Source organism: Tabrizicola sp. (genome assembly GCF_034366665.1).
In the GTDB taxonomy this organism is placed as follows: domain Bacteria; phylum Pseudomonadota; class Alphaproteobacteria; order Rhodobacterales; family Rhodobacteraceae; genus Tabrizicola.
The window spans coordinates 13,830-34,280 of sequence record NZ_JAXMMF010000151.1 but is presented as its reverse complement, the minus strand read 5'-3'; the positions used below and the strand labels follow the sequence as shown (position 1 = coordinate 34,280).

General features: G+C 66.8%; 14 protein-coding genes and 1 pseudogene. 13 read left to right on the top strand and 2 right to left on the bottom strand.

Annotated features, from left to right (window positions below):
• Positions 1 to 135 precede the first annotated feature (135 nt).
• The 3 genes from U1E69_RS21115 to U1E69_RS21105 are packed head-to-tail and all read left to right on the top strand — an operon-like array spanning position 136 to position 3,987.
• Positions 136 to 888: a response regulator transcription factor gene (locus tag U1E69_RS21115; RefSeq protein ID WP_322246393.1), complete on the top strand. Its 753-nt coding sequence runs from the start codon at positions 136 to 138 to the stop codon at positions 886 to 888.
• Complete coding sequence (locus U1E69_RS21110; protein ID WP_322246392.1) at positions 885 to 3,383, top strand: ATP-binding protein; 2,499 nt, start codon at positions 885 to 887, stop codon at positions 3,381 to 3,383. The genes U1E69_RS21115 and U1E69_RS21110 overlap by 4 nt, the downstream gene beginning before the upstream one ends.
• The gene (locus U1E69_RS21105; RefSeq protein ID WP_322246391.1) at positions 3,355 to 3,987 is read left to right on the top strand and encodes an HAD family phosphatase; all 633 of its coding nucleotides are present in this window, start codon (positions 3,355 to 3,357) and stop codon (positions 3,985 to 3,987) included. Before U1E69_RS21110 ends, U1E69_RS21105 begins: the two co-directional genes overlap by 29 nt.
• 13 nt (positions 3,988 to 4,000) lie before the next feature.
• On the opposite strand, the gene dnaE is transcribed toward U1E69_RS21105, so the two are convergent.
• Complete coding sequence (gene dnaE, locus U1E69_RS21100) at positions 4,001 to 7,501, bottom strand: DNA polymerase III subunit alpha (RefSeq protein WP_322246388.1); 3,501 nt, start codon at positions 7,499 to 7,501, stop codon at positions 4,001 to 4,003.
• A gap of 42 nt (positions 7,502 to 7,543) precedes the next feature.
• Complete coding sequence (locus tag U1E69_RS21095) at positions 7,544 to 8,083, bottom strand: DUF2269 family protein (RefSeq protein ID WP_322246386.1); 540 nt, start codon at positions 8,081 to 8,083, stop codon at positions 7,544 to 7,546.
• Between the two features lie 297 nt (positions 8,084 to 8,380).
• On the opposite strand from U1E69_RS21095, the pseudogene xdhA reads away from it, so the two are divergent.
• From xdhA to U1E69_RS21045, 10 genes and pseudogenes are all read left to right on the top strand, one after another.
• Positions 8,381 to 9,756 (top strand): annotated as a pseudogene (gene xdhA, locus U1E69_RS21090) (xanthine dehydrogenase small subunit).
• Entirely contained in the window at positions 9,753 to 12,176 is a 2,424-nt protein-coding gene (gene xdhB, locus U1E69_RS21085; protein WP_322246384.1) for a xanthine dehydrogenase molybdopterin binding subunit, read from the top strand. Before xdhA ends, xdhB begins: the two are co-directional and overlap by 4 nt.
• Positions 12,169 to 13,134 (top strand): xanthine dehydrogenase accessory protein XdhC, encoded by a 966-nt coding sequence (gene xdhC, locus U1E69_RS21080; protein ID WP_322246383.1) that lies wholly within the window; start codon positions 12,169 to 12,171, stop codon positions 13,132 to 13,134. The genes xdhB and xdhC overlap by 8 nt, the downstream gene beginning before the upstream one ends.
• On the top strand, positions 13,131 to 14,657 hold the full coding sequence (locus tag U1E69_RS21075; protein ID WP_322246381.1) for an ABC transporter ATP-binding protein: 1,527 nt from the start codon (positions 13,131 to 13,133) through the stop codon (positions 14,655 to 14,657). Before xdhC ends, U1E69_RS21075 begins: the two co-directional genes overlap by 4 nt.
• A gap of 77 nt (positions 14,658 to 14,734) precedes the next feature.
• The gene (locus U1E69_RS21070; RefSeq protein WP_322246379.1) at positions 14,735 to 15,814 is read left to right on the top strand and encodes an ABC transporter permease; all 1,080 of its coding nucleotides are present in this window, start codon (positions 14,735 to 14,737) and stop codon (positions 15,812 to 15,814) included.
• Positions 15,814 to 16,743: an ABC transporter permease gene (locus U1E69_RS21065; RefSeq protein WP_322246377.1), complete on the top strand. Its 930-nt coding sequence runs from the start codon at positions 15,814 to 15,816 to the stop codon at positions 16,741 to 16,743. Before U1E69_RS21070 ends, U1E69_RS21065 begins: the two co-directional genes overlap by 1 nt.
• Before the next feature lie 52 nt (positions 16,744 to 16,795).
• On the top strand, positions 16,796 to 17,884 hold the full coding sequence (locus tag U1E69_RS21060) for a BMP family ABC transporter substrate-binding protein (RefSeq protein WP_322246376.1): 1,089 nt from the start codon (positions 16,796 to 16,798) through the stop codon (positions 17,882 to 17,884).
• 78 nt (positions 17,885 to 17,962) lie between these two features.
• Complete coding sequence (locus U1E69_RS21055) at positions 17,963 to 18,871, top strand: aldo/keto reductase (protein WP_322246374.1); 909 nt, start codon at positions 17,963 to 17,965, stop codon at positions 18,869 to 18,871.
• Positions 18,872 to 18,920: 49 nt separating this feature from the next.
• The gene (locus tag U1E69_RS21050) at positions 18,921 to 19,997 is read left to right on the top strand and encodes an FAD-binding oxidoreductase (RefSeq protein ID WP_322246372.1); all 1,077 of its coding nucleotides are present in this window, start codon (positions 18,921 to 18,923) and stop codon (positions 19,995 to 19,997) included.
• Between the two features lie 61 nt (positions 19,998 to 20,058).
• The gene (locus tag U1E69_RS21045; RefSeq protein WP_322246370.1) at positions 20,059 to 20,406 is read left to right on the top strand and encodes a carboxymuconolactone decarboxylase family protein; all 348 of its coding nucleotides are present in this window, start codon (positions 20,059 to 20,061) and stop codon (positions 20,404 to 20,406) included.
• Positions 20,407 to 20,451 lie beyond the last annotated feature (45 nt).

Below are 20,451 nucleotides of genomic sequence, written 5' to 3'. Positions count from 1 at the left end.
CGCGGCGGGGCGATTTGATGAACAGTATTTCAAACGCGGCGGCTGATCGATAACGCACGAAACCCGAAACCGTTTGCGACATCCGGCGGTTCGGCCATGATGCCAACGAGGACCCTGGGGGGAGGACCGGGTGCGATGACCGAGGCTATCATGTCAAGTGTGCCGCTGCCCGACAGTGGCCCCGTCGTTGCGATCATCGACGATGATGCAGACCTGCGGGCGACCGTGGCGGCACTTCTCATGGAGAACGGGTTTGTGCCGCTTTCGCTGCCGGACGGGGCGTCATTCCTGGCGCTGGGGCCGAAGCCAAAGGTGGACCTGGCGCTGATCGACCTGCGGCTGCGCGGCGAGAACGGTCTGGCGCTGGCGATCCGCATCCGCGAGACCTTGGGCCTGCCCGTGGTGATGCTGACGGGCCGGGGCGACGAGATGGACAAGATCATCGGGCTGGAAACCGGGGCCGATGACTACATGATGAAGCCGTTCAACCCGCGCGAGCTGATCGCCCGGCTGCGGGCGGTGTTGCGGCGGGCGGGGCATCCGGCGCTGCTGCCAGCGGACCGCAGCGCCAGCACGATCCGCGCCTTCGGGCAGCTGCGCCTGGACCAGACGCGGCGGGAACTCCTTGGCCCGGACGGCGCGGAGATTCCGCTGACCAACGCGGAATACCGGCTGCTGGAGTATTTCCTGCGCCACCCCGACCGGATCATCCCACGCACCGAGCTGCTGACCGAACTGGGCAATGACCTGTCGCAATACATGGACCGGACCATCGACGTGCTGATTCTGCGCCTGCGTCGGAAGGTCGAGGCGGTGCCGTCAAAGCCGGTCCACCTGCAGACCCGGCGGGGGCTGGGCTATATCTTCGTCACCGGGGCGACGGCGTGACCCGCCTGACGGTGCGCACCCGTCTGCTTCTCGCGCTGGCGCTTCTGGCGGTGGCGGTGCTGACGGTGGGCGCGATGGCCTGGAGCGCCCTGTCGCGGGGGTCCGAGCGACTGGACCGCCTGCACGGCGAGACTCTGGAAAGCGTCGACCGCGCGCTGACCCTGTCGCGGCATGCAGCGGACCTCGCCACCCTTGCGCCCTACCTCCTGACGCTGGACAGCCCCTTCCGCATTGCCCAGGAAGGCCAGGCCGCCAGCGCGTTGGTCGACGCGATTGCGCAGGACCTGCCTGCCGCCTCGCCCCTGCATGCGCAACTGGCCGACATGCGCCGGGCGGTGGCCGAGCTGGTCCGCGAGACCTCACTGCGGGCCGGGTTGCGCGACCGGGTGCTGCGGACAAATGCCGAGATCGCCGCCGCCGAACGTCGCTTTGCCGCACTGTCGGCGCAACCCGCCGCAAGTCTGGCCGAAAGGCAGGATTGGCTTTTGCTGCAGCGCATGGCGGCGGCGCTGCTGGGGGCGGGGCGGGCCGAGAACCTGATCGGGATGGGCGAGTTCCAGCGCGACTACACCCGTCTGTCGCGGCGGCTGGCCGACGCGCCGGTGGTCTTCGGGGCCGAGGATGCGGCCCGGCTGAGTGTCATGGCTGAAGGGGTCGAGGGTCTGTTCGAGGCCCGCCGCCTGGAACTGGCGCGCCGCATCGGCGCCGAGGCCGCATTGGTGCGCATCCGGCAGGGTGCGGCAGCCGTGACGGCCCATGCCGCGGCGCAGACCGCCGAAGCGCAGGCCACCATCGCGGAAGAACGGTCGCGGACCACGACGGCCATCGCGCTGGCGAAATCGACCATCCTTGCCGTTGGCTTTGCCAGCGCCGCGCTGGCCTTGGTTGCGGCGCTTTATGTCTCGGGCCATGTCACGTCGAACCTGCGCGCGATCTCCGAGGCGATGATGCGGCTGGCATCAGGCGACCGGCAAAGCCGCCTGCCGCGCGGCACGGACCGGGGCGACGAAATTGGAAAGCTTTTTCACGCCTTCCGCAGCTTTCGCGCCAATGTGCTGCGTCTGGACCGGTCCAACCGGCAGATGGCGCGGCGGACAGCGCTTTACGAGAACATGATGGCCAGCATCAGCGACGGCGTGGCGATCCTGTCCGACCAGGGCCAGATCGTCGCCAGCAACGACCGGCTGGCGCAGATCCTGCGGGTCGGTCCCGAACAGTTGCGCGGGCGGCCTCGGCTGGACGACGTGATCCTCGCGGCGGGGTGGGTCGCGGACGACCAGCCCGGCGGCATCCTGGGGCTGTCGCTGCCCGACGGGCCGCATGTCGAACGGCGCAACAGCCGGCTTCCGGGTGGCGGGGCCGTGATCCTGATCACCGACACGACCGAGCGGCGGCAGATCGAAGAGCGGCTGCGCCAGATCCAGCGGATCGAGGCCCTGGGCAAGGTCTCGGGCGAGGTGGCGCATGATTTCGGCAACATCCTGTCCACGGTCTCGGGCAGCTTGCACCTGATGGAAAACGCCCCTCCGGACCGGCAGGCGGCGCTGCGGCAGACAATAGCCTCGGCGGTCGATCTGGGCGTCTCGCTGACCGAGCGGCTTTTGTCCTTTGCCCGTCGCCAGCAACTGGAGCCCGAGGTGCTGGACCTGCCCCTGCTGGTCGAAGGCATGGCCGACCTGGTCCGCTTTGCCCTGCGCGACGGGGTCGAACTGACCATAGCCGCGGCGGCGGGTCCCCTGCCCGTCCGCGTGGACCCCGGCCAGCTGGAAAGCGCGATCCTGAACCTGTGTCTGAACGCGGGCCAGGCGATCGAGGGCAATGGCCGGATCGACGTCACCGTCACGCGTGAAGGCGACCAGGCGGTGATCGAGGTGGCCGATACCGGAACCGGCATGACGCCCGAAGTGCTCGCCCATGCGATGGAGCCGTTCTTCACCGCCCGCGCCGACGGGACCGGCACCGGTCTGGGGCTGGCAATGGTCTATGGCTTCATCCGGCAGTCGGGGGGTGACATCCAGATCACCTCGGCTCCGGGCGCAGGGACCACGATCCGGCTGACCCTGCCCCTGCACGGCCACGCGTCGATTGCGCTGGGACCTTTGGGGCGGGTGGTGCTGGTGGAAGACAGCGACAGCGACCGGGCCCTGGCCGAGCGGTTGCTTGCCCCGTCTGCAGCGGTCCTCGACCTGGCTTGCACCGCGCCGGCTGCGCTGGCCCGGCTGGAGCGTCCTGTGGACCTGATCGTCACCGACCTGACGCTGGAGGGGCGGGTCGAGGGCTGGCGGTTGGCCGAGACGGCCTTGGCTCGCTGGCCGCAGGCGCGCGCGCTGGTCGTCTCGGGCCACCTGCCCGACGTGGACCCGGTATCGCCCCGTTTTCCCGGCAGGATTGCCACTTTGGCCAAGCCGCTGACCGCAGCCGGTCTGGCCGCGACCCTTCACCCCTTGATCCAGGACCCGACCGAAGATGCCCCGATTTCAAGACCGAAGACCTGATGCGATCCTGTTCGACTGTGACGGCACCCTGCTGCTGACGTCAGACCTTCATTTCTCGGCGATCTCGCAGGCGGCCGGGCGGCAGGGTGCGGTGATGCCAAAGGACTGGTACCTTGGCCTGACGGGGCTGGAGCGGCGGTCGCTGTTCGCGCGCTTCGCGGCGGATTTCGGCCTGGCGCTGGACGTCGAGGCGCTGGTGGCGGACAGCATCGCTCTGACTGTCGCAGGGGCGGCGTCCGCGCGCGAGAACCCGGACGTGGCGGCCTTGGCCCGCCAGCTGGCCGGACGGATGCCGATGGCCGTGGTGACCAACAGCGAAGCGCGGGTGGCACGGCCGCTGCTGGCGGCGACAGGTCTTCTTCCACTGTTCGACATGGTGATCACCGCGGAAGATGCGCCCTTGCCCAAGCCCGCCCCCGACCTTTACCTGCTGGCGGCGCAGCGCCTTGGCGCGGACCCTGCGCAGTGCCTGGTGCTGGAGGACAGCGACCAGGGACTGACCGCCGGACAGCGCGCCGGGGCGACCTGCCTTGACGTGCGCACCCCCGGCTGGGAGACCGCCGCGCATGAATTTCTGGGCAGCTTGGCCAAGGCGTTGGGGTAGGTTTCCTGACCGCCTAGAGTTCCTCGACCGCAAGGACGCCGTGCATGGCCTTGATCGCGCCCTTGATCCGGGGGGTCACCGGGTATTGGCCGGGGAGCGTGATGTCGATTTCGCGACCATCCGGGTCGGTGATGCAGACCGTGATGGCGGCGCGGGTGCGGCCCTGGACCTTTTCCAGCAGCGAGGCGAGGGAGGTTGCAGCCTCGGGGCGGGCGATGTGGATGCGAAGGGCCTGGGCCTCGGCCGTGGCGGTGGCGGCGTCGATGGGGGTGATGCCTTGGGCGAGGAGCTTCAAGGTCTCGCCTTCAAGTTCCGCCTTCACGGTGAGGACGACGTTCTGCCCGGCGTCGAGGTGGTCGCGGGAGGCCTCCAGGACGTCTGAAAAGCAGGTAACCTCGTAAAGGCCGGTGGGGTCAGAAAGCTGGATAAAGGCGTAACGGTTGCCTTTGGCGGATTTGCGTTCCTGTCTGGACGACACGGAGCCTGCGAGTTTGGCGATGCAGGGGCCGCGTTCGGCCTTGGCTGTGACTTCCGTCAGGGTCTCGACCCCCTTCTTGCGCAGCGCGGACATGTAGTCGTCCAACGGATGGCCCGAGAGGTAGAAGCCGATGGCCTGGTGTTCCTGGGCCAGGCGTTCCACCGGAAGCCAGTCGTCGCGGAACGGCAGGCGGGGTTCGGGGATGTCGGCCCCGGCGCTGCCGAAAAGGGAGTTCTGGGCGGAGCCCGCGGCCTCGTGGATCGCGGCGGAGTAGGCGACGAGGGGGTCAAGGGCTTCGAACACGCGGGCGCGGTTGGGGTCAAGCTGGTCGAAGCACCCGGCGCGGGCGAGCATTTCGAGGGGGCGCTTGCCGACGCGTTTGAGGTCAACGCGGCGGGCGAAGTCGAAGAGTGTGGCGAAGGGGCGGTCCTCGTACCCCTCCTCAAGCCTTGCGGCTTTCGTCGGGGTCTCGTCCCGAGGCGCGCGGCGGGCGTTCACGATCAGCTGCATGGCATCGACGCCGACGTTCTTCAGGGCGCCCAAGCCGTAGACCAAAGCGCCATCGCGGACCGTGAAGGTGGCGAGGCTGGCGTTGACGCAGGGGGCGATGGTCTTCAGGCCAAGCTTGTCGACCTCACGCTTGTAGACTGCAAGCTTGTCGGTGAGGTGGAGGTCGCAGTTCATCACGGCGGCCATGAACTCGGCCGGGTAGTTCGCCTTGAGGTAGGCGGTCTGGTAGCTGACCACGGCATAGGCGGCGGCGTGGGATTTGTTGAAGCCGTAGTTGGCGAATTTCTCAAGAAGGTCAAAGACTTCACCGGCCTTGGCGGCGGGGATGTTGTGGGTGGCCTTCGCACCTTCGATGAACTTTGGGCGTTCGCGGGCCATTTCCTCGGGGTTCTTCTTGCCCATCGCGCGGCGGAGGAGGTCGGCGCCGCCAAGGGAGTAGCCCGCCATGACCTGAGCGATCTGCATCACCTGTTCCTGGTAGACGATGATCCCTTGGGTTTCGGCCAGGATATGGTCGATGGTCGGGTGGATGGATTCCAGGTCCTTGAGGCCGTTCTTCACCTCGCAATAGGTCGGGATGTTCTCCATCGGGCCGGGGCGGTAAAGCGCCACAAGGGCGACGATATCCTCGATGCAAGTGGGCTTCATCCGCCGCAGCGCGTCCATCATGCCCGAGCTTTCGACCTGGAACACGGCAACGGTCTTGGCCGAGGCGTAAAGGTCGTAGGACGGCTTGTCGTCCAGGGGGATCAGGTTGATGTCGAAACTGATGCCGCGCAGGGCCAGAAGGTCCATCGCGTTCTGGATCACGGTCAGGGTCTTGAGGCCGAGGAAGTCGAACTTCACCAGACCGGCGGCTTCGACCCATTTCATGTTGAACTGGGTGGCGGGCATGTCCGACCGCGGGTCTTGATACAGCGGCACCAGCTGGTCCAGCGGGCGGTCGCCGATCACGACGCCTGCAGCATGGGTACTGGCGTTGCGGTAAAGGCCTTCGATCTTTTCGGCGTAGTCCAGAAGGCGGGCGACAACCTCTTCCTTCTTCGCCTCGCGCAAGCGAGGTTCATCCGCCAGGGCCTTGGTGATGCTGACCGGCTTCACCCCTTCCAGCGGGATCATCTTCGACAGCTTGTCGACCTGGCCGTAGGAGAGTTGCAGCACCCGGCCCACGTCGCGGACGGCGGCCTTGGACAGAAGCGCACCGAAGGTGATGATCTGGGCCACCTTGTCGCGGCCGTATTTGTTCTGGACGTAACTGATCACCTCTTCCCGCCGGTCCATGCAGAAGTCGATGTCGAAGTCGGGCATCGACACGCGTTCGGGGTTCAGGAAACGCTCGAAGAGAAGCGCATAGCGCAGGGGGTCAAGGTCGGTGATCGTCAGCGCATAGGCGACAAGGCTGCCTGCGCCCGACCCCCGGCCAGGACCGACGGGAATGTTGTGATCCTTGGCCCATTTGATGAAGTCGGCCACGATCAGGAAGTAGCCGGGGAAGCCCATCTTTTCGATGATCCCAAGCTCGAAATCCAGGCGGGCCTGGTATTCCTCGGGCGGGGCGGAATGGGGGATGACCTTGAGCCGGGCCTGCAACCCCTCGTTGGCCTGACGGCGCAGTTCCTGCACCTCGTCATCGGCAAAGCGCGGAAGGATGGGTTTGCGCTTTTGCACCGCATAGGCGCAGCGTTTCGCGATCTCGACCGTGTTCTCCAAGGCTTCGGGGAGGTCGGCAAAAAGCGCGGCCATCTCGGACTCGGATTTGAAATAGTGCTGCGGGGTCAGGCGGCGGCGGGGCTGCTGCTGGTCGACATAGGCGCCCTCGGCGATGCAGATGAGGGCATCGTGCGCCTCATACATCTCGGTCTTGGGGAAGTAGACGTCGTTGGTGGCGACCAGCGGAAGGTTCAGCTCATAGGCAAGATCGATGGCCCCGCGTTCGGCCAGCGCCTCGGGTTCGGACAGCGCGCCGCCGGGGCCGGGGTGGCGTTGCAGTTCGACGTAAAGCCGGTTCGGGTAGATCTGCGCCAGGCGTTCCAGGACCGCGCGGGCCTTGGCGTGCTGGCCAGTGGCGTGGAAGCGACCAAGGGGACCATCGGGGCCGCCGGTCAGACAGATCAGGCCGTCGGCGTTCTGGGCAAGCTCATCCAGCGTGACCTGCGGCAGGTTCGCGGACCCGTGCATCGCGCCGTCGATGTAAAGCCGCGTGTTCAGCCGCATCAGGTTCATGTAGCCCTGTTCTGTCTGCGCCAGAAGGACGATGGGTGCGGGCAGGCGGGGCTTTTCGCCCGGCTGGGCGGGGTCGTGGGCGATGCTGATCTGGCAGCCGACAATGGGCTGGACCCCTGCCCCCATCGCAGTGACAGAGAACTCCAGCGCGGCGAACATGTTGTTCGTGTCGGTCACGGCGACGGCGGGCATGTTCTGCGCGGCGCAAAGGCCGACAAGCTTTTTCACCGGCACCGCGCCTTCAAGAAGCGAGTGTTCGGTGTGGGTTCTCAGGTGAATGAATCGGGGATGTGCGCCGGGCATGGATGAAGGGTTACCCGGCCCGGCGCGTTGGGGGAAGACCCCTTAGATCGTCACACGCGGCAGCGGGCGCAGGGCAGCCAGTGCGGCCAGAGTGATGATCGCGCCTATGCCGCCGAAGACGGCAAAATCGCTCCACGAGGGTTTGACCACCATCAGGAAGACGATGGCGAACTGGACAGCGTAGTCCATCATCGCCAGCCGCTGTACACGACGGACCGAGGGGATTGCAGCCTCGGGCCCGTGGGTGTTGGCCAGTTTCAGGGCGCGCTCGCACGAGGGGCCAAGGATGATGGCGCCGAAGCCTGCGGTAAAGATCACTCCCGCCAGACCCAGGACGGTGAAGGGCTGCCAGCCCCAGCCGGCGACGAAAAGGAGGGTGACTCCGGTTGCCAGGGTCAGGATCGACGCCGGGATGAACAGGCGCGGGGCCAGAAGGGTGACGGCCTGCACCACGGCAAGCTGGGTCTGGGCGGAGGAGCGACCGGCAAGGACGACCCCGGCGACGATGGTGGTAAAACCGCCGCCGACCCAAAGGACGGCGGCGAGAACGTGAGCGAATTTGAGAGTGGTTGCGAAGTCCATGGGAAAATCCATTTGTTTGTATGCTAACGGTGCGGGGTGTTTAAATGCGGTAGTTTGAATGTTCGAGTAGGGATTGCCTTACCTTAACGTCAGCCCTTCGGCGCGGCGGGTCTGGTGAATTCTTCGGCAGAATCCCGTAAGTGCTTCGCGTTTTCCCGAATAGTTTGTTCTTGCCTTGAATCGGTTCGGCCTTCTTGATGGAATGATAACCAGAACAAGGGGCGCGTGGGTCGCTTTACGCCGCATCGGGCGACCACGCAGACTGCCTCGAATGGGGAGACCGCGGCGGACAAACGAATGAGCATAGCGTTTCTGTTGAACGGAACGCCGGTTCGCATCGAGGGGGAAGCCCCGACGCGGACCCTCTTGGACTGGCTGCGCGAGGTGCGTGGCCTGCGCGGGACAAAGGAAGGCTGCAACGAGGGCGACTGCGGGGCCTGCACCGTGATGGTGACGGATGGCTCGGGGTCGAAGGCGCTGAACGCCTGCATCCTGTTCCTGCCACAGCTGCACGGGAAGGCCGTGCGGACGGTGGAGGGGGTGTCGGGGCCTGACGGTCAGATGCATCCGGTGCAGGAGGCGATGGTTGCGCATCATGGGTCGCAGTGCGGGTTCTGCACTCCCGGGTTCGTGGTTTCGATGGCGGTGGCGCATCTGAACGGGGCCAGGGATCACGACGACCAGCTGGCGGGGAACCTGTGCCGGTGCACGGGGTATGCGCCAATCGTCCGGGCGGCGGAGGCTGCGGCGGGGGAGGCGGTGCCGGAGTGGATGGTGGCGGACCGGAAGGCGGTGGCGGGCTTTGCGGCCGGGGAGGCGGGGGTGTTCCGGCCGTCGGACTCCGATGCCTTGGCGGCGTGGTATCTGGCCAACCCCGACGCGGTGCTGGTGGCGGGCGCAACGGACGTGGGGCTTTGGGTGACCAAGCAGCTGCGGGAGTTGGCTCCGGTGGCGTTCCTGGGGGGGTCGAGGATCTGAAGGGGATCGAGGTGCAGGGCGGGCAGCTGCATGTCGGGGCCTGCGTGACGATCTCGGCTTTGCGCGAGGCGGTGGCGGAGCGGTTGCCGTCGTTTGGCGAGCTCTTGCGGCGGTATGCCAGCGTGCAAGTGCGCAATGCGGCGACGATTGGGGGGAACATCGCGAATGGCTCGCCCATCGGGGACGGGCCTCCCGCCTTGATCGCGCTTGGGGCGACGCTGCATTTGCGGCGGGGGGACGAGATGCGGGCGATGCCGCTGGAGGCGTTTTTCCTGGAGTATCGCAAGCAGGACCGGCGGCCGGGGGAGTTCGTCGCGGGGGTGTCGTTCCCCGAGTATGCGCCCGCGTTGCGGTGCTACAAGATTTCGAAGCGGTTCGATCAGGATATCTCGGCGGTCTGCGGGTGCTTCAATGTGACCGTTGAGGGGGGTGTGGTGACGTCCGCCCGGATCGCCTTTGGCGGGATGGCGGGGGTGCCGAAGCGGGCCTCGCTGGCCGAGGCGGCGTTGGTGGGCCGTGAATGGACCGAGGCCAACGTGGACGCGGCGGCGGAGGCGATGGCGGGGGATTTTGCCCCGTTGACCGATATGCGGGCGAGTGCAGGCTATCGGATGCTGACGGCGCAGAACCTGTTGCGGCGGTATTTCCATGACCTGTCGGGGGTGCCGGTGTCGGTGCTGGAGGTTGCACCATGAGCATGGGGAAACCTTTGCCGCATGACGCGGCCCCACTGCATGTGACCGGGCAGGCGCGGTATATTGATGATCTGTCTTTTCCGGCCAATGCGCTGCATCTGGCGTTCGGGTTGTCCACCGTCGCGCATGGCGAGATTACCGGGATGGACTTGTCCGCTGTGAGGGCCGCGCCGGGGGTGGTCGCGGTGCTGTCGGCGGAGGATTTGCCGGACATGCCGGATTGCTCTCCCTCGGCCCATGACGAGCCGCTGCTGGCGGTTGGGACAGTGCATTACGTCGGACAGCCGGTGTTTCTGGTTGTGGCCGATAGCCACCTTGCGGCGCGGAAGGCGGCGCGGTTGGGGAAGATTTCCTATCGGGAGTTGCCGGCGCTGCTGACCGTCGATGAGGCGCTGGCGGCGAACAGCCGGTTCGAGCAGGGGCCGGTGGTCTGGGCGAAGGGGGATGCTTCTCGGGCGATTTCGGGCGCGCCTCGGATTGTCGAAGGATCGTTCGAGGTGGGGGGGCAGGAGCACTTCTATCTTGAGGGCCAAGTCGCGGCGGCCCTGCCGCAAGAGGGGGGCGACATGGTCGTCCACTCCTCGACCCAGCATCCGACGGAAGTGCAGCACAAGGTGGCCCATGCTTTGCATCTGCCGATGAGTTCGGTGCGGGTGGAAGTGCGGCGGATGGGCGGGGGGTTTGGCGGCAAGGAATCGCAGGGGAATGCCCTGGCGATTGCCTGTGCGGTGGCGGCGAAGGCGACGGGGAGGCCGTGCCGGATGCGCTATGACCGGGATGACGACATGGTCATCACGGGCAAGCGGCATGATCTGCGGATCTTGTACCGGGCCGGGGTGGACGACGCGGGCCGCATCCTGGGGCTGGAGTTCACTCATCTGTTGCGGTGTGGCTGGTCGCAGGATTTGAGCCTGCCGGTGGCGGACCGGGCGATGTTGCACTCGGACAACTGCTATCATCTGCAGCATGTGCGGATCGAGAGCCACCGGCTGAAGACCAACACCTGCAGTGCGACGGCCTATCGGGGCTTTGGCGGGCCGCAGGGGATGGTGGGGATCGAGCGGGTGATGGACCATGTGGCCTTCGTCGTGGGGCGGGAGCCGCTGGAGGTGCGCAAGGCCAACTTCTATCGCGGGATGCAGGCGGCGGATGCCTCCGGCGGGGATATTTCGGCCAGTATGAAAGCGGAAGGCGGAGCGAAAGCCGGGGAAGTGGACCTGACCTCGCGCGGGGCGGCTTTGCCGGTGGGGTCGCATGACGTGGCAGCGGACGTACGGGTGCAGACGACGCCGTACCAGATGCCGGTGGAGGATTTCATCGGGCATGAACTGGTGGCGGAGCTGGAGCGGACGTCTGGTTATGCAGCGCGGAAGGCGGAAATTGCGGAGTGGAATTCTCGCAGTCCGGTGCTGAAGCGGGGGATTGCGCTGACGCCGGTGAAGTTCGGGATCTCGTTCACGCTGACCTGGCTGAACCAGGCGGGGGCCTTGGTGCATGTGTATCAGGACGGGTCGATTGCCTTGAACCACGGCGGGACCGAGATGGGACAGGGGCTGTTCCAGAAGGTCGCGCAGGTGACGGCGTCGGTGTTTGGCGTTGATACGTCGGTGGTGAAGATCACCGCGACGGATACCGGGAAGGTGCCGAATACCAGCGCCACGGCGGCGTCCTCGGGGAGTGACCTGAACGGGATGGCGGCGAAGGCGGCGGCGGAGACCATTCGCGGGCGGCTGGCGGAGTTCATCGCGGAGAAGCATCAGGTGGAGGCTTCTGCCGTGCGGTTCTTGGACGGGACGGTGCGCGTGGCGGGCGAGGTCTATGACTGGGCGCGGGTGGTGGCCTGGGCGTATCAGGCGCGGGTGTCGCTGTCGTCCACGGGCTACTATGCGACGCCGAAGATCATCTGGGACCGGGTGAAGGGGGTCGGGCGGCCGTTCTATTATTTCGCCTATGGCGCGGCGGTGACGGAGGTGGTGATTGACCGGCTGACCGGGGAGAACCGGATTTTGCGGGCGGATTTGCTGCATGATACGGGGACCTCGCTGAACCCGGCTTTGGACATCGGCCAGGTCGAGGGGGCCTATGTGCAGGGCGCCGGGTGGCTGACGACGGAGGAGCTGGTGTGGGACGGGAAGGGGCGGTTGGCGACGCATGCTCCGTCGACCTACAAGATCCCGGCCTGTTCGGACCGGCCCCGGGATTTCCGGGTGGCGCTGTGGGGGAAGGCGAACCGGGAGGACTCGGTGGGCAAGTCGAAGGCGGTGGGGGAGCCGCCGTTCATGCTGGGGATCTCGGCGCTGTATGCGCTGTCGGATGCGGTGGCGGCTTGTGGGGATGGCAGCGTGTATCCGGCGCTGGATGCTCCGGCGACGGCGGAGCGGGTGCTGATGGCGGTGCGGAGGGTTGAGCGTCGTGTTTGACCTTTCGGTATTGGCGGCGGCTTTGGCGGCGCACGGGCGGGTGGCGCGGGTGGTGATTGCCTCGGTCGAGGGGTCATCGCCGCGTGAGGTTGGGGCTTCGATGCTGGTCTTTGCGGACGGGCAGTCGGGGACGATTGGCGGCGGGGCGCTGGAGTTCGAGGCGGCGGCGAAGGCGCGGGAGGTGTTGGGGTTGGCCCCCCTCACCCCAACCCTCTCCCCCGGTGGGGAGAGGGGGCTGGTTGCGCCTTTTGTCGAGCGGGTGGCTTTGGGGCCGTCGCTGGGGCAGTGCTGCGGTGGGGCGGTGGTGCTGTGGACGGAGCTGTTCGCGGTGGTGCCGGAGGCTGTGGCGGGCGTCGTGGCGCGGGGGCCGGGCGAGATGCCGCTGGCGGTGAAGCGGCTGCTGGCGGCGGCGCGGGGACAGGGGGTGCGGCCTGCTCCGGGCCTGGTGGCGGGGTGGCTGGTGGAGCCGATCCTGGAGGCGGAGCGGCAGGTCTGGGTCTGGGGCGCGGGGCATGTCGGGCGGGCTTTGGTGTCCGTCTTGGCCCCCCTGCCGGGGATTGCGGTGACCTGGGTGGACGTCTCGGCGGAGCGGTTTCCTATAGGAGTGCCGGAGGGGGTGACGGTGGTTCCGGCGCGTGATCCGGCTTTGGTGGCGGATCATGCTCCGCTGGGGGCGGAGCATCTGGTGCTGACCTACTCGCACGCGCTGGACCTGGAGTTGTGTCACCGATTGCTGAACCGGGGGTTCAAGGGGCTGGGGCTGATCGGGTCGGCGACGAAATGGGGGCGGTTTCGGTCTCGGTTGAAGGCGCTGGGGCATGAGGCGGCGGAGATCGGGCGGATCAGGTGTCCGATTGGGGACCCGTCCTTGGGCAAGCATCCGCAGGCGATTGCGGTGGGTGTGGTGGCGGAGATGTTGCGGGCGCCGAAGGTGGCGGTGGGGGAGAAGCGGGCATGACCAGGTCAGAGCTGTTGCGGGTGGAGGGGATCACCAAGGCTTATCCTGGGGTGGTGGCGAACTCGGATGTTTCGTTCTCGATTGGGGAAGGGGAGATCCATGCTCTGCTGGGAGAGAACGGGGCGGGGAAGTCGACGCTGGTCAAGATGATCTACGGGCTGGTGCGGCCGGACAGCGGGTCGATGACGCTGCGGGGGGCGGGGTATCAGCCGGGCAAGCCGGCCGAGGCGCGGCGGCTGGGGGTGGCGATGGTGTTCCAGCACTTCAGCCTCTTCGAGGCGCTGAACGTGGCGGAGAACGTGGCCTTGGGGATGGAGAACCCTCCGGCCATGCGGGAGTTGGCGGCGAAGATCCGGGCGGTGTCGGAGGAGTATGGGCTGCCGCTGGACCCGTCGCGGATGGTGGGGGACCTGAGCGCGGGGGAGCGGCAGCGGGTGGAGATCATCCGGTGTCTGTTGCAGGACCCGAAGCTGTTGATCATGGACGAGCCGACATCCGTGCTGACGCCGCAGGAGGTGGAGATTTTGTTCCGGACGCTGCGGCAGTTGTCCAGCGAGGGGACGGCGATCCTGTATATTTCCCACAAGCTTGAGGAGATCAAAACGCTGTGCGACGAGGCGACGATCCTGCGGCGGGGGAAGGTGGTGGCGACCTGCACTCCGCGCGAGCGGACGGCGCGGGAGATGGCGGAGCTGATGGTCGGCCAGGCGCTGAAGACGCCGGAGCGGCGGTTGGGCGCCAAAGGCGAGGTGGCGCTGGGGGTTTCGGACCTGTCCGTGGCGTCGCCGATTCCGTTCGGGACCTCGCTGAAGGGTGTGTCGTTCACGGTGGCGAAGGGCGAGGTTCTGGGCATCGCCGGGGTTGCGGGGAATGGGCAAGATGAGCTTTTGCTCGCGTTGTCGGGAGAGTTGAAGTCATCGGCGGACAAGGTGCGCATCCTGAGCCAGCCGGTGGGTGATCTGGGGCCGGTGGAGCGGCGGCGCGCGGGGTTGGTGGCAGCACCGGAGGATCGCTACGGGCACGCGGCGGCTCCGGATATGTCGCTGGTGGAAAATGCGTTTCTGACCGCGGGGGTGCGCAAAGGGCTGACGAAGAACGGGTTTGTCGACTGGGCGGGGACAAGGAAGTTCGCCGAGGAGATCATCGCGGCCTATGACGTGCGGACTCCTGGGCCGGATGTGGCGGCGCGGGCCTTGTCGGGGGGGAACTTGCAGAAGTTCCTGATGGGGCGTGAGCTGATGCAGGGGGCTTCGGTCATCGTCATCAACCAGCCGACCTGGGGCGTGGATGCGGCGGCGGCGGCGCAGATCCGGCAGTCGATCCTGGACCGGGCCGGTGAAGGCGCGGCCGTGGTGGTGATTTCGCAGGACCTGGATGAATTGCTGGAGGTGTCGGACAGCTTTGCGGTGCTGAACGAGGGGCGGTTGACCAAGCCCCGGCCGACGGAGGGCCTGACGATGGACGAGATCGGGCTGATGATGGGTGGCGCTCATGGCATGGAGGTCGCGCATCATGTGGCGTGATCTTTTGCGGCAGCGTTGCAGTGGGGGCCAGCCCCCACACCCCCGGGATATTTTCACCAGTATGAAAGGGATGCTTCGTGTTCAGGCTTGAGAAGCGTCCGACCCCCAGCAAGTTCTGGCTTTATGCGACGCCGCCCGTGGCGGTGATCCTGACGATGATCGCGGGCGGCATCCTGTTTGCCGCGATGGGGAAGAACCCGTTCGAGGTGATCCGGACGATCTTCTGGGACCCATTGTTCGGCGAGTTCGCCTTTTACCTGCGCGGGCAGTTGCTGGTGAAGGCGGGGCCGTTGATCCTGATTGCCATCGGGTTGGCATTGGGGTTCCGGGCGGGGATCTGGAACATCGGGGCCGAGGGCCAGTACATCATGGGCGCCATCGTCGGTGCCGGGCTGGGGTTGGCGGTGTTTCCGACGGAAAGCCGCTGGATCTTTCCGGTGATGATCGTCGCCGGGGCCTTCGGTGGCTGGGCCTGGGCGATGATCCCGGCGATCCTGAAGACGCGGTTCAACACGAACGAAATCCTTGTGTCGTTGATGCTGGTCTATGTGGCCGAGACGATCCTGGCCAAGGCCTCCACCGGGTTTTTGAAGAACCCCGAGGGGATGGGGTTTCCCGGGAGCCGGAATTTCTCCAGCTACCCGGCGGCGCAGAACGGGTTTCTGTATGAGCCCTTGGGCCTGCACTGGGGCGGGGTTGCGGCGCTGGTGACGGCGGTGCTGGCCTATGTCCTGCTGACGCGGCATCAGGCGGGGTTCCAGATTCGGTTGGCGGGGCAGGCGCCACGGGCGGCGCGGTTCCACGGGGTGAACCCGGCGCGGCTGGTGGTTATGTGCATGGGGATCTCGGGCGCGCTGGCGGGGCTGGCGGGGATGTTCGAGGTCACGGGGCCGGCGGGGCAGATCAGCATCGACTTCAACACCGGCTACGGGTTCACGGCGATCATCGTGGCGTTCCTGGGGCGCCTCAATCCGCTGGGGATCGTGCTGGCGGGGTTCCTGATGGCGCTGACCTATGTGGGGGGCGAGATGGCATCCACCAACCTGGGCCTGCCGGATGCGGCGATCCAGGTGTTCCAGGGGATGCTGCTGTTCTTCCTTCTGGCGGTGGATGTGCTGACGAACTATCGGTTCCGGCTGGCTGTGGGGGCGCATTGATGGACTTCTTGGGTGGAATCAATCCGGTCATCCTGATCGCGACGCTCATGGCTTCGGCGGTGCCGATCCTGCTGGCGGCCTTGGGCGAGACGGTGGTGGAGCGGGCGGGTGTCCTCAACCTCGGGGTCGAGGGGATGATGGTCATCGGCGCGCTGGGCGGGTTCATCGTGGCGGTCCAGACGGGAAGCCCGGTGCTGGGGTTCATCGGGGGGGCGGCTTGCGGGGCGCTTCTGAGCCTGATCTTTGCGCTGCTGACGCAGGTGTTCCTGGCGAACCAGGTAGCGACGGGGCTGGCGCTGACGCTGTTCGGGCTGGGGGTCAGTTCCCTTGGCGGGCAGGGTTACAACGGGATCAAGCCGCCGCCGACCGAACAGCTTCTGCCGGACACGCTGGCGGAGCTGCCGGTGGTCGGCCCGATCCTGTTCGGCCATGACTGGATGGTCTATTTCAGCATCCTTATGACGGCGGTGTTGTGGTGGGTTCTGAAGTCCACGCGGATCGGCCTGATCGTCCGGGCGGTCGGCGAAAGCCACGAGGCCGCGCATGCGCTGGGCTACAAGGTCAACCGCATCCGTCTGATGTGCATCGCCTTTGGCGGGGCGATGGCGGGGATGGGCGGGGCCTATATCAGCCTTGCGCGGGTGCCCCAGTGGGTCGACGGGATCACGGCAGGCGCGGGCTGGATCGCGCTGGCCATCGTCGTCTTCGCCAGCTGGAAACCCTGGCGCGTGTTAATCGGTGCTTATCTTTTCGGCGGGATCACTGTCTTGCAGTTGAACCTGCAGGTCGCGGGCAGCGGCATCCCGGTCGAGTACTTGTCGATGGCTCCCTATCTGATAACCATCCTTGTGCTGGTGATCATGTCGGCGGGGCGCAAGGCCAATGGCGCTCCGGCCGCGTTGGGCCAAAACTTTCACGCCTCGCGCTGAGGCTCATGACTGCGGTGCAGGGAATGGCATCGCCTATACGGGGAGAACTGGAATGAAACGTAGAAACTTGCTTGCAACCGCTGCGATGGGGCTGCTGCTGGCCTCGGGCGCGACCTTCGCGCAGGGCATGGACAAGGTGAAGGCCTGCTTCGTCTATGTCGGCCCGATCGGCGATGGCGGCTGGACCTTCCAGCACCACGAGGGCGCGCTGGCCGTGCAGGCAGAGTTCGGCGACAAGGTCGAGATCCAGTGGCAGGAAAACGTGCCCGAAGGTGCGGACGCCGAGCGGGTGCTGACCCAGATGGCGCTGGGCGGCTGCAACATCATCTTCACCACGTCCTTCGGCTTCATGGACCCGACCAATGCCGTCGCGGCCAAGTTCCCGGACGTGAAGTTCGAACATGCCACCGGCTTCAAGCGCGAGCATCCGAACGTCTCGACCTACAACGCGCGCTTCTATGAAGGCCGGGCGGTGCAGGGCCACATCGCGGGCAAGATGACCAAGTCGAACAAGATCGGCTACATCGCGTCCTTCCCGATCCCGGAAGTGATCATGGGGATCAACAGCTATTACCTGCATGCCAAGAAGGCCAACCCGAACGTGGAACTGTCCATCGTCTGGGCCTTCACCTGGTTCGACCCGGCCAAAGAGGCTGACGCCGCCAAGGCGCTGATCGACCAGGGCGTGGACGTGATCGCGTCGCACACCGACTCGACCGCTCCGCTGGCCGAGGCTGCCAAGACCAACGGCGCGGTGATCGGCTTCGGTCAGGCGTCGGACATGGCGGAATACAAGGACGGGCCGCGGGTCTCGTCGATCATCGACAACTGGGCGCCCTATTATGTGAAGCGCGTCGGCGCGCTTCTGGACGGGACCTACGCCCAGGCGGACGCCTGGGAAGGCATCGCGGGTGGTGAGGTCGAGATCGGCGAGATCACGGCTGCGGTTCCGGCGGAAGTGAAGGCCGAAGCCGAGGCGCTGCGCGATGCCATCGCGGCGGGGACCTATCACCCGTTCACCGGGCCGATCAACAAGCAGGACGGCAGTGCCTGGCTGGCCGAGGGCGCGACGGCTCCGGACGGGGACCTGCTGGGGATGAACTTCTACGTCGAAGGCATCGTCGGCGACATTCCGCAGTGATCCATCGGCCTTGCCGGTGACCAAAGGCTCGCTTCGGCGGGCCTTTTCGTTGGCGGGTGGCCGTGGCAGGGTGCCGCCATGACGGACATTTCCCAAGGACTGGCCTTCGGGGCCATGCAGTTCGGCACCACGGCCGACGCTCGCGCGGCGGCGACGATGGTCGAGGCTTGCCTGGCCGCCGGGCTGCGCGATTTCGACACGGCGCATGGCTATGCCGGCGGCGCGTCCGAGCGGATGCTGGGCGACATCTTGCGCGGGGTCGAGGGCGTGCGGGTCGCGACCAAGGCGGGCTACACCGGGGGCGCGGGGCGGGCGAACCTGACGGCTCAACTGGCGGAAAGCCTGGACCGGCTGGGGATGCCGGTGGACCTTCTCTACCTGCACCGCTTCGATCCGGACACCTCGCTGGACGAGACGGTGGCGACTCTGGTCGGGTTCAAACGGCAGGGGCTGGTGCGGCGCATCGGGCTGTCAAACCTTGCCGCCTGGCAGGTGATGAAGGCCCAAGGGATTGCCGCGGTGATAGGCGGGCGGATCGACGCGATCCAGCCGATGTATTCGGCGGTGAAGCGGCAGGCCGAGGTCGAGCTTTTGCCGATGGCGATGGATCAGGGGCTGGCGGTCTATGGCTATTCACCGCTGGGGGCGGGGCTGTTGTCGGGCAAGTATGTGGCGGGGGGTCAAGGGCGGCTGACAGCGGATGCGCGCTACGCCCGGCGCTATGCCGGGGTGCCGGAGGGGGTGGACGCAGGTTTCACGGGGCTGGCGGCCGAGGCGGGGCTGCATCCGGTGACACTCGCGGTGGCCTGGGTCATGGCGCATCCGGCGCGGGTGGTGCCCATCGTCTCGGCCCGCGACGCAGCGCAGCTTGCGCCTGCGCTGGCGGCTGCGGGCGTGCGGCTGGACCCGGCGCTGTATGCTGCGGTGGCCGCGCTGGTGCCAACGCCGCCGCCCGCAACCGACCGCACGGAAGAGGGACCGGGTTGAAACCGGCGGGCGGGAGTGGTTTGACGGGCGGGCAGAGCGGGAGGCAGGAATGGACGCGGACTTTCTGATCATCGGGGGCGGGATCGCAGGGATCTCGGCGGCGGCGCGGATGTCAGAGCTGGGATCGGTCATCGTGCTGGAGGCCGAGGAGGCGCTGGCGCACCATGCCTCGGGTCGGTCGGCGGCCCTGTTCGAGCCGCGCTATGGCGCGCCTGCGGTGGTGGGGCTGTCGATGGCGTCAGAGGCCTATTTCCGCAGCGTGCCGGGGGTTCTGTCGCCGCGTGGGCTTTTGCTGGTGGGCAAAGCGGACGGGATCGAGGCTTTCGAGCATGACCTTGTGGACATGGCCTTCGACCGGATCAGCGTCCAGGAAGCGCAAGCCATTGTGCCGATCCTGAACCCCGAGACAGTGGCGATGGCAGGCTATGCCGCCCATGCCGAGGATGTGGATACCGACCTTCTGGTCCAGGGCTTCGCGCGGGACGCCAAGGGGCGCGGGGCGAAGGTGCTGACCAAGGCGCGGGTGACGGCGATTGCCAAGGAGGGCTCGGGCTGGCGCGTGACCTCGTCAGCGGGGGACTTCACCGCGCGGATGGTGGTCAATGCGGCGGGGGCCTGGGTGGATCAGGTTGCGGTCATGGCGGGGGTGCGGCCTTTGGGGTTCACTCCGTACCGCAGGTCGATGGCGCGGATACCGGCTCCGGGCGGGCATGATGTCAGCAAATGGCCGATGATGTTCGGGCCGGGTGAGGACTGGTATGCCAAGCCTGACGCGGGCGCGCTGATCGTCTCGCCTGCCGAAGAACACCTGATGGAGCCGCATGACGCCTGGGCCGACGATATGGTTCTGGCCGAGGGGCTGGCGCGGTACGAGGAGATGGTGACCGAGCCGGTGACGCGGCTTTTGGCCAGCTGGGCGGGGCTGCGCACCTTCTCGCCGGACCGGGTGCTGGTGATCGGGCCGGACGCGCGGGAGCCCACGTTCTTCTGGCTTGCGGGACAGGGCGGCTACGGTTTCCAGACCAGTGCAGCGGCCAGCCTGCTGGCGGCGGACCTGATCGGGGGGCGGGTGCCAGAGCTGGACGCGGGGCTGGTCGCGCAGCTGTCGCCGTCCCGGTTCGGTTGACGCAAGTCAACGCGGCAGGCCGGACGGGGTGCGATCAAGGGGGCCAGTCAAGGAGGCCCCAATGCCCGACACGCGTTACGCCGACAGGATTTCCGAGATGCGCAAGGAGTTGCGCGCGCTGAACGCGCTGGTCCCCGAGGCCGCGAAAGGCTTTGGCGCGCTGTCCAAGGGGGTCAAGGAAAGCGGCCCCCTGGGTTTGAAGGAGAAGGAGTTCGTCGCGCTGGGAATGTCGGTCATCCTGCGCTGCGAGCCCTGCATCAACTTTCACGTCGAGGCACTGATGAAGGCCGGGGCCACGCGCGAGGAACTTGGTGACGTGCTGGCGATGGCAATCCAGATGGGCGGCGGGCCTGGGCTGATGTATGCTGGCCACGCGCTGGCCTGCTGGGACGAACTCGCCGCAGCCTGACTCGCTTGCGCGGAACGTTGCGCATCGGGGCTTGCGGCCCGTCGC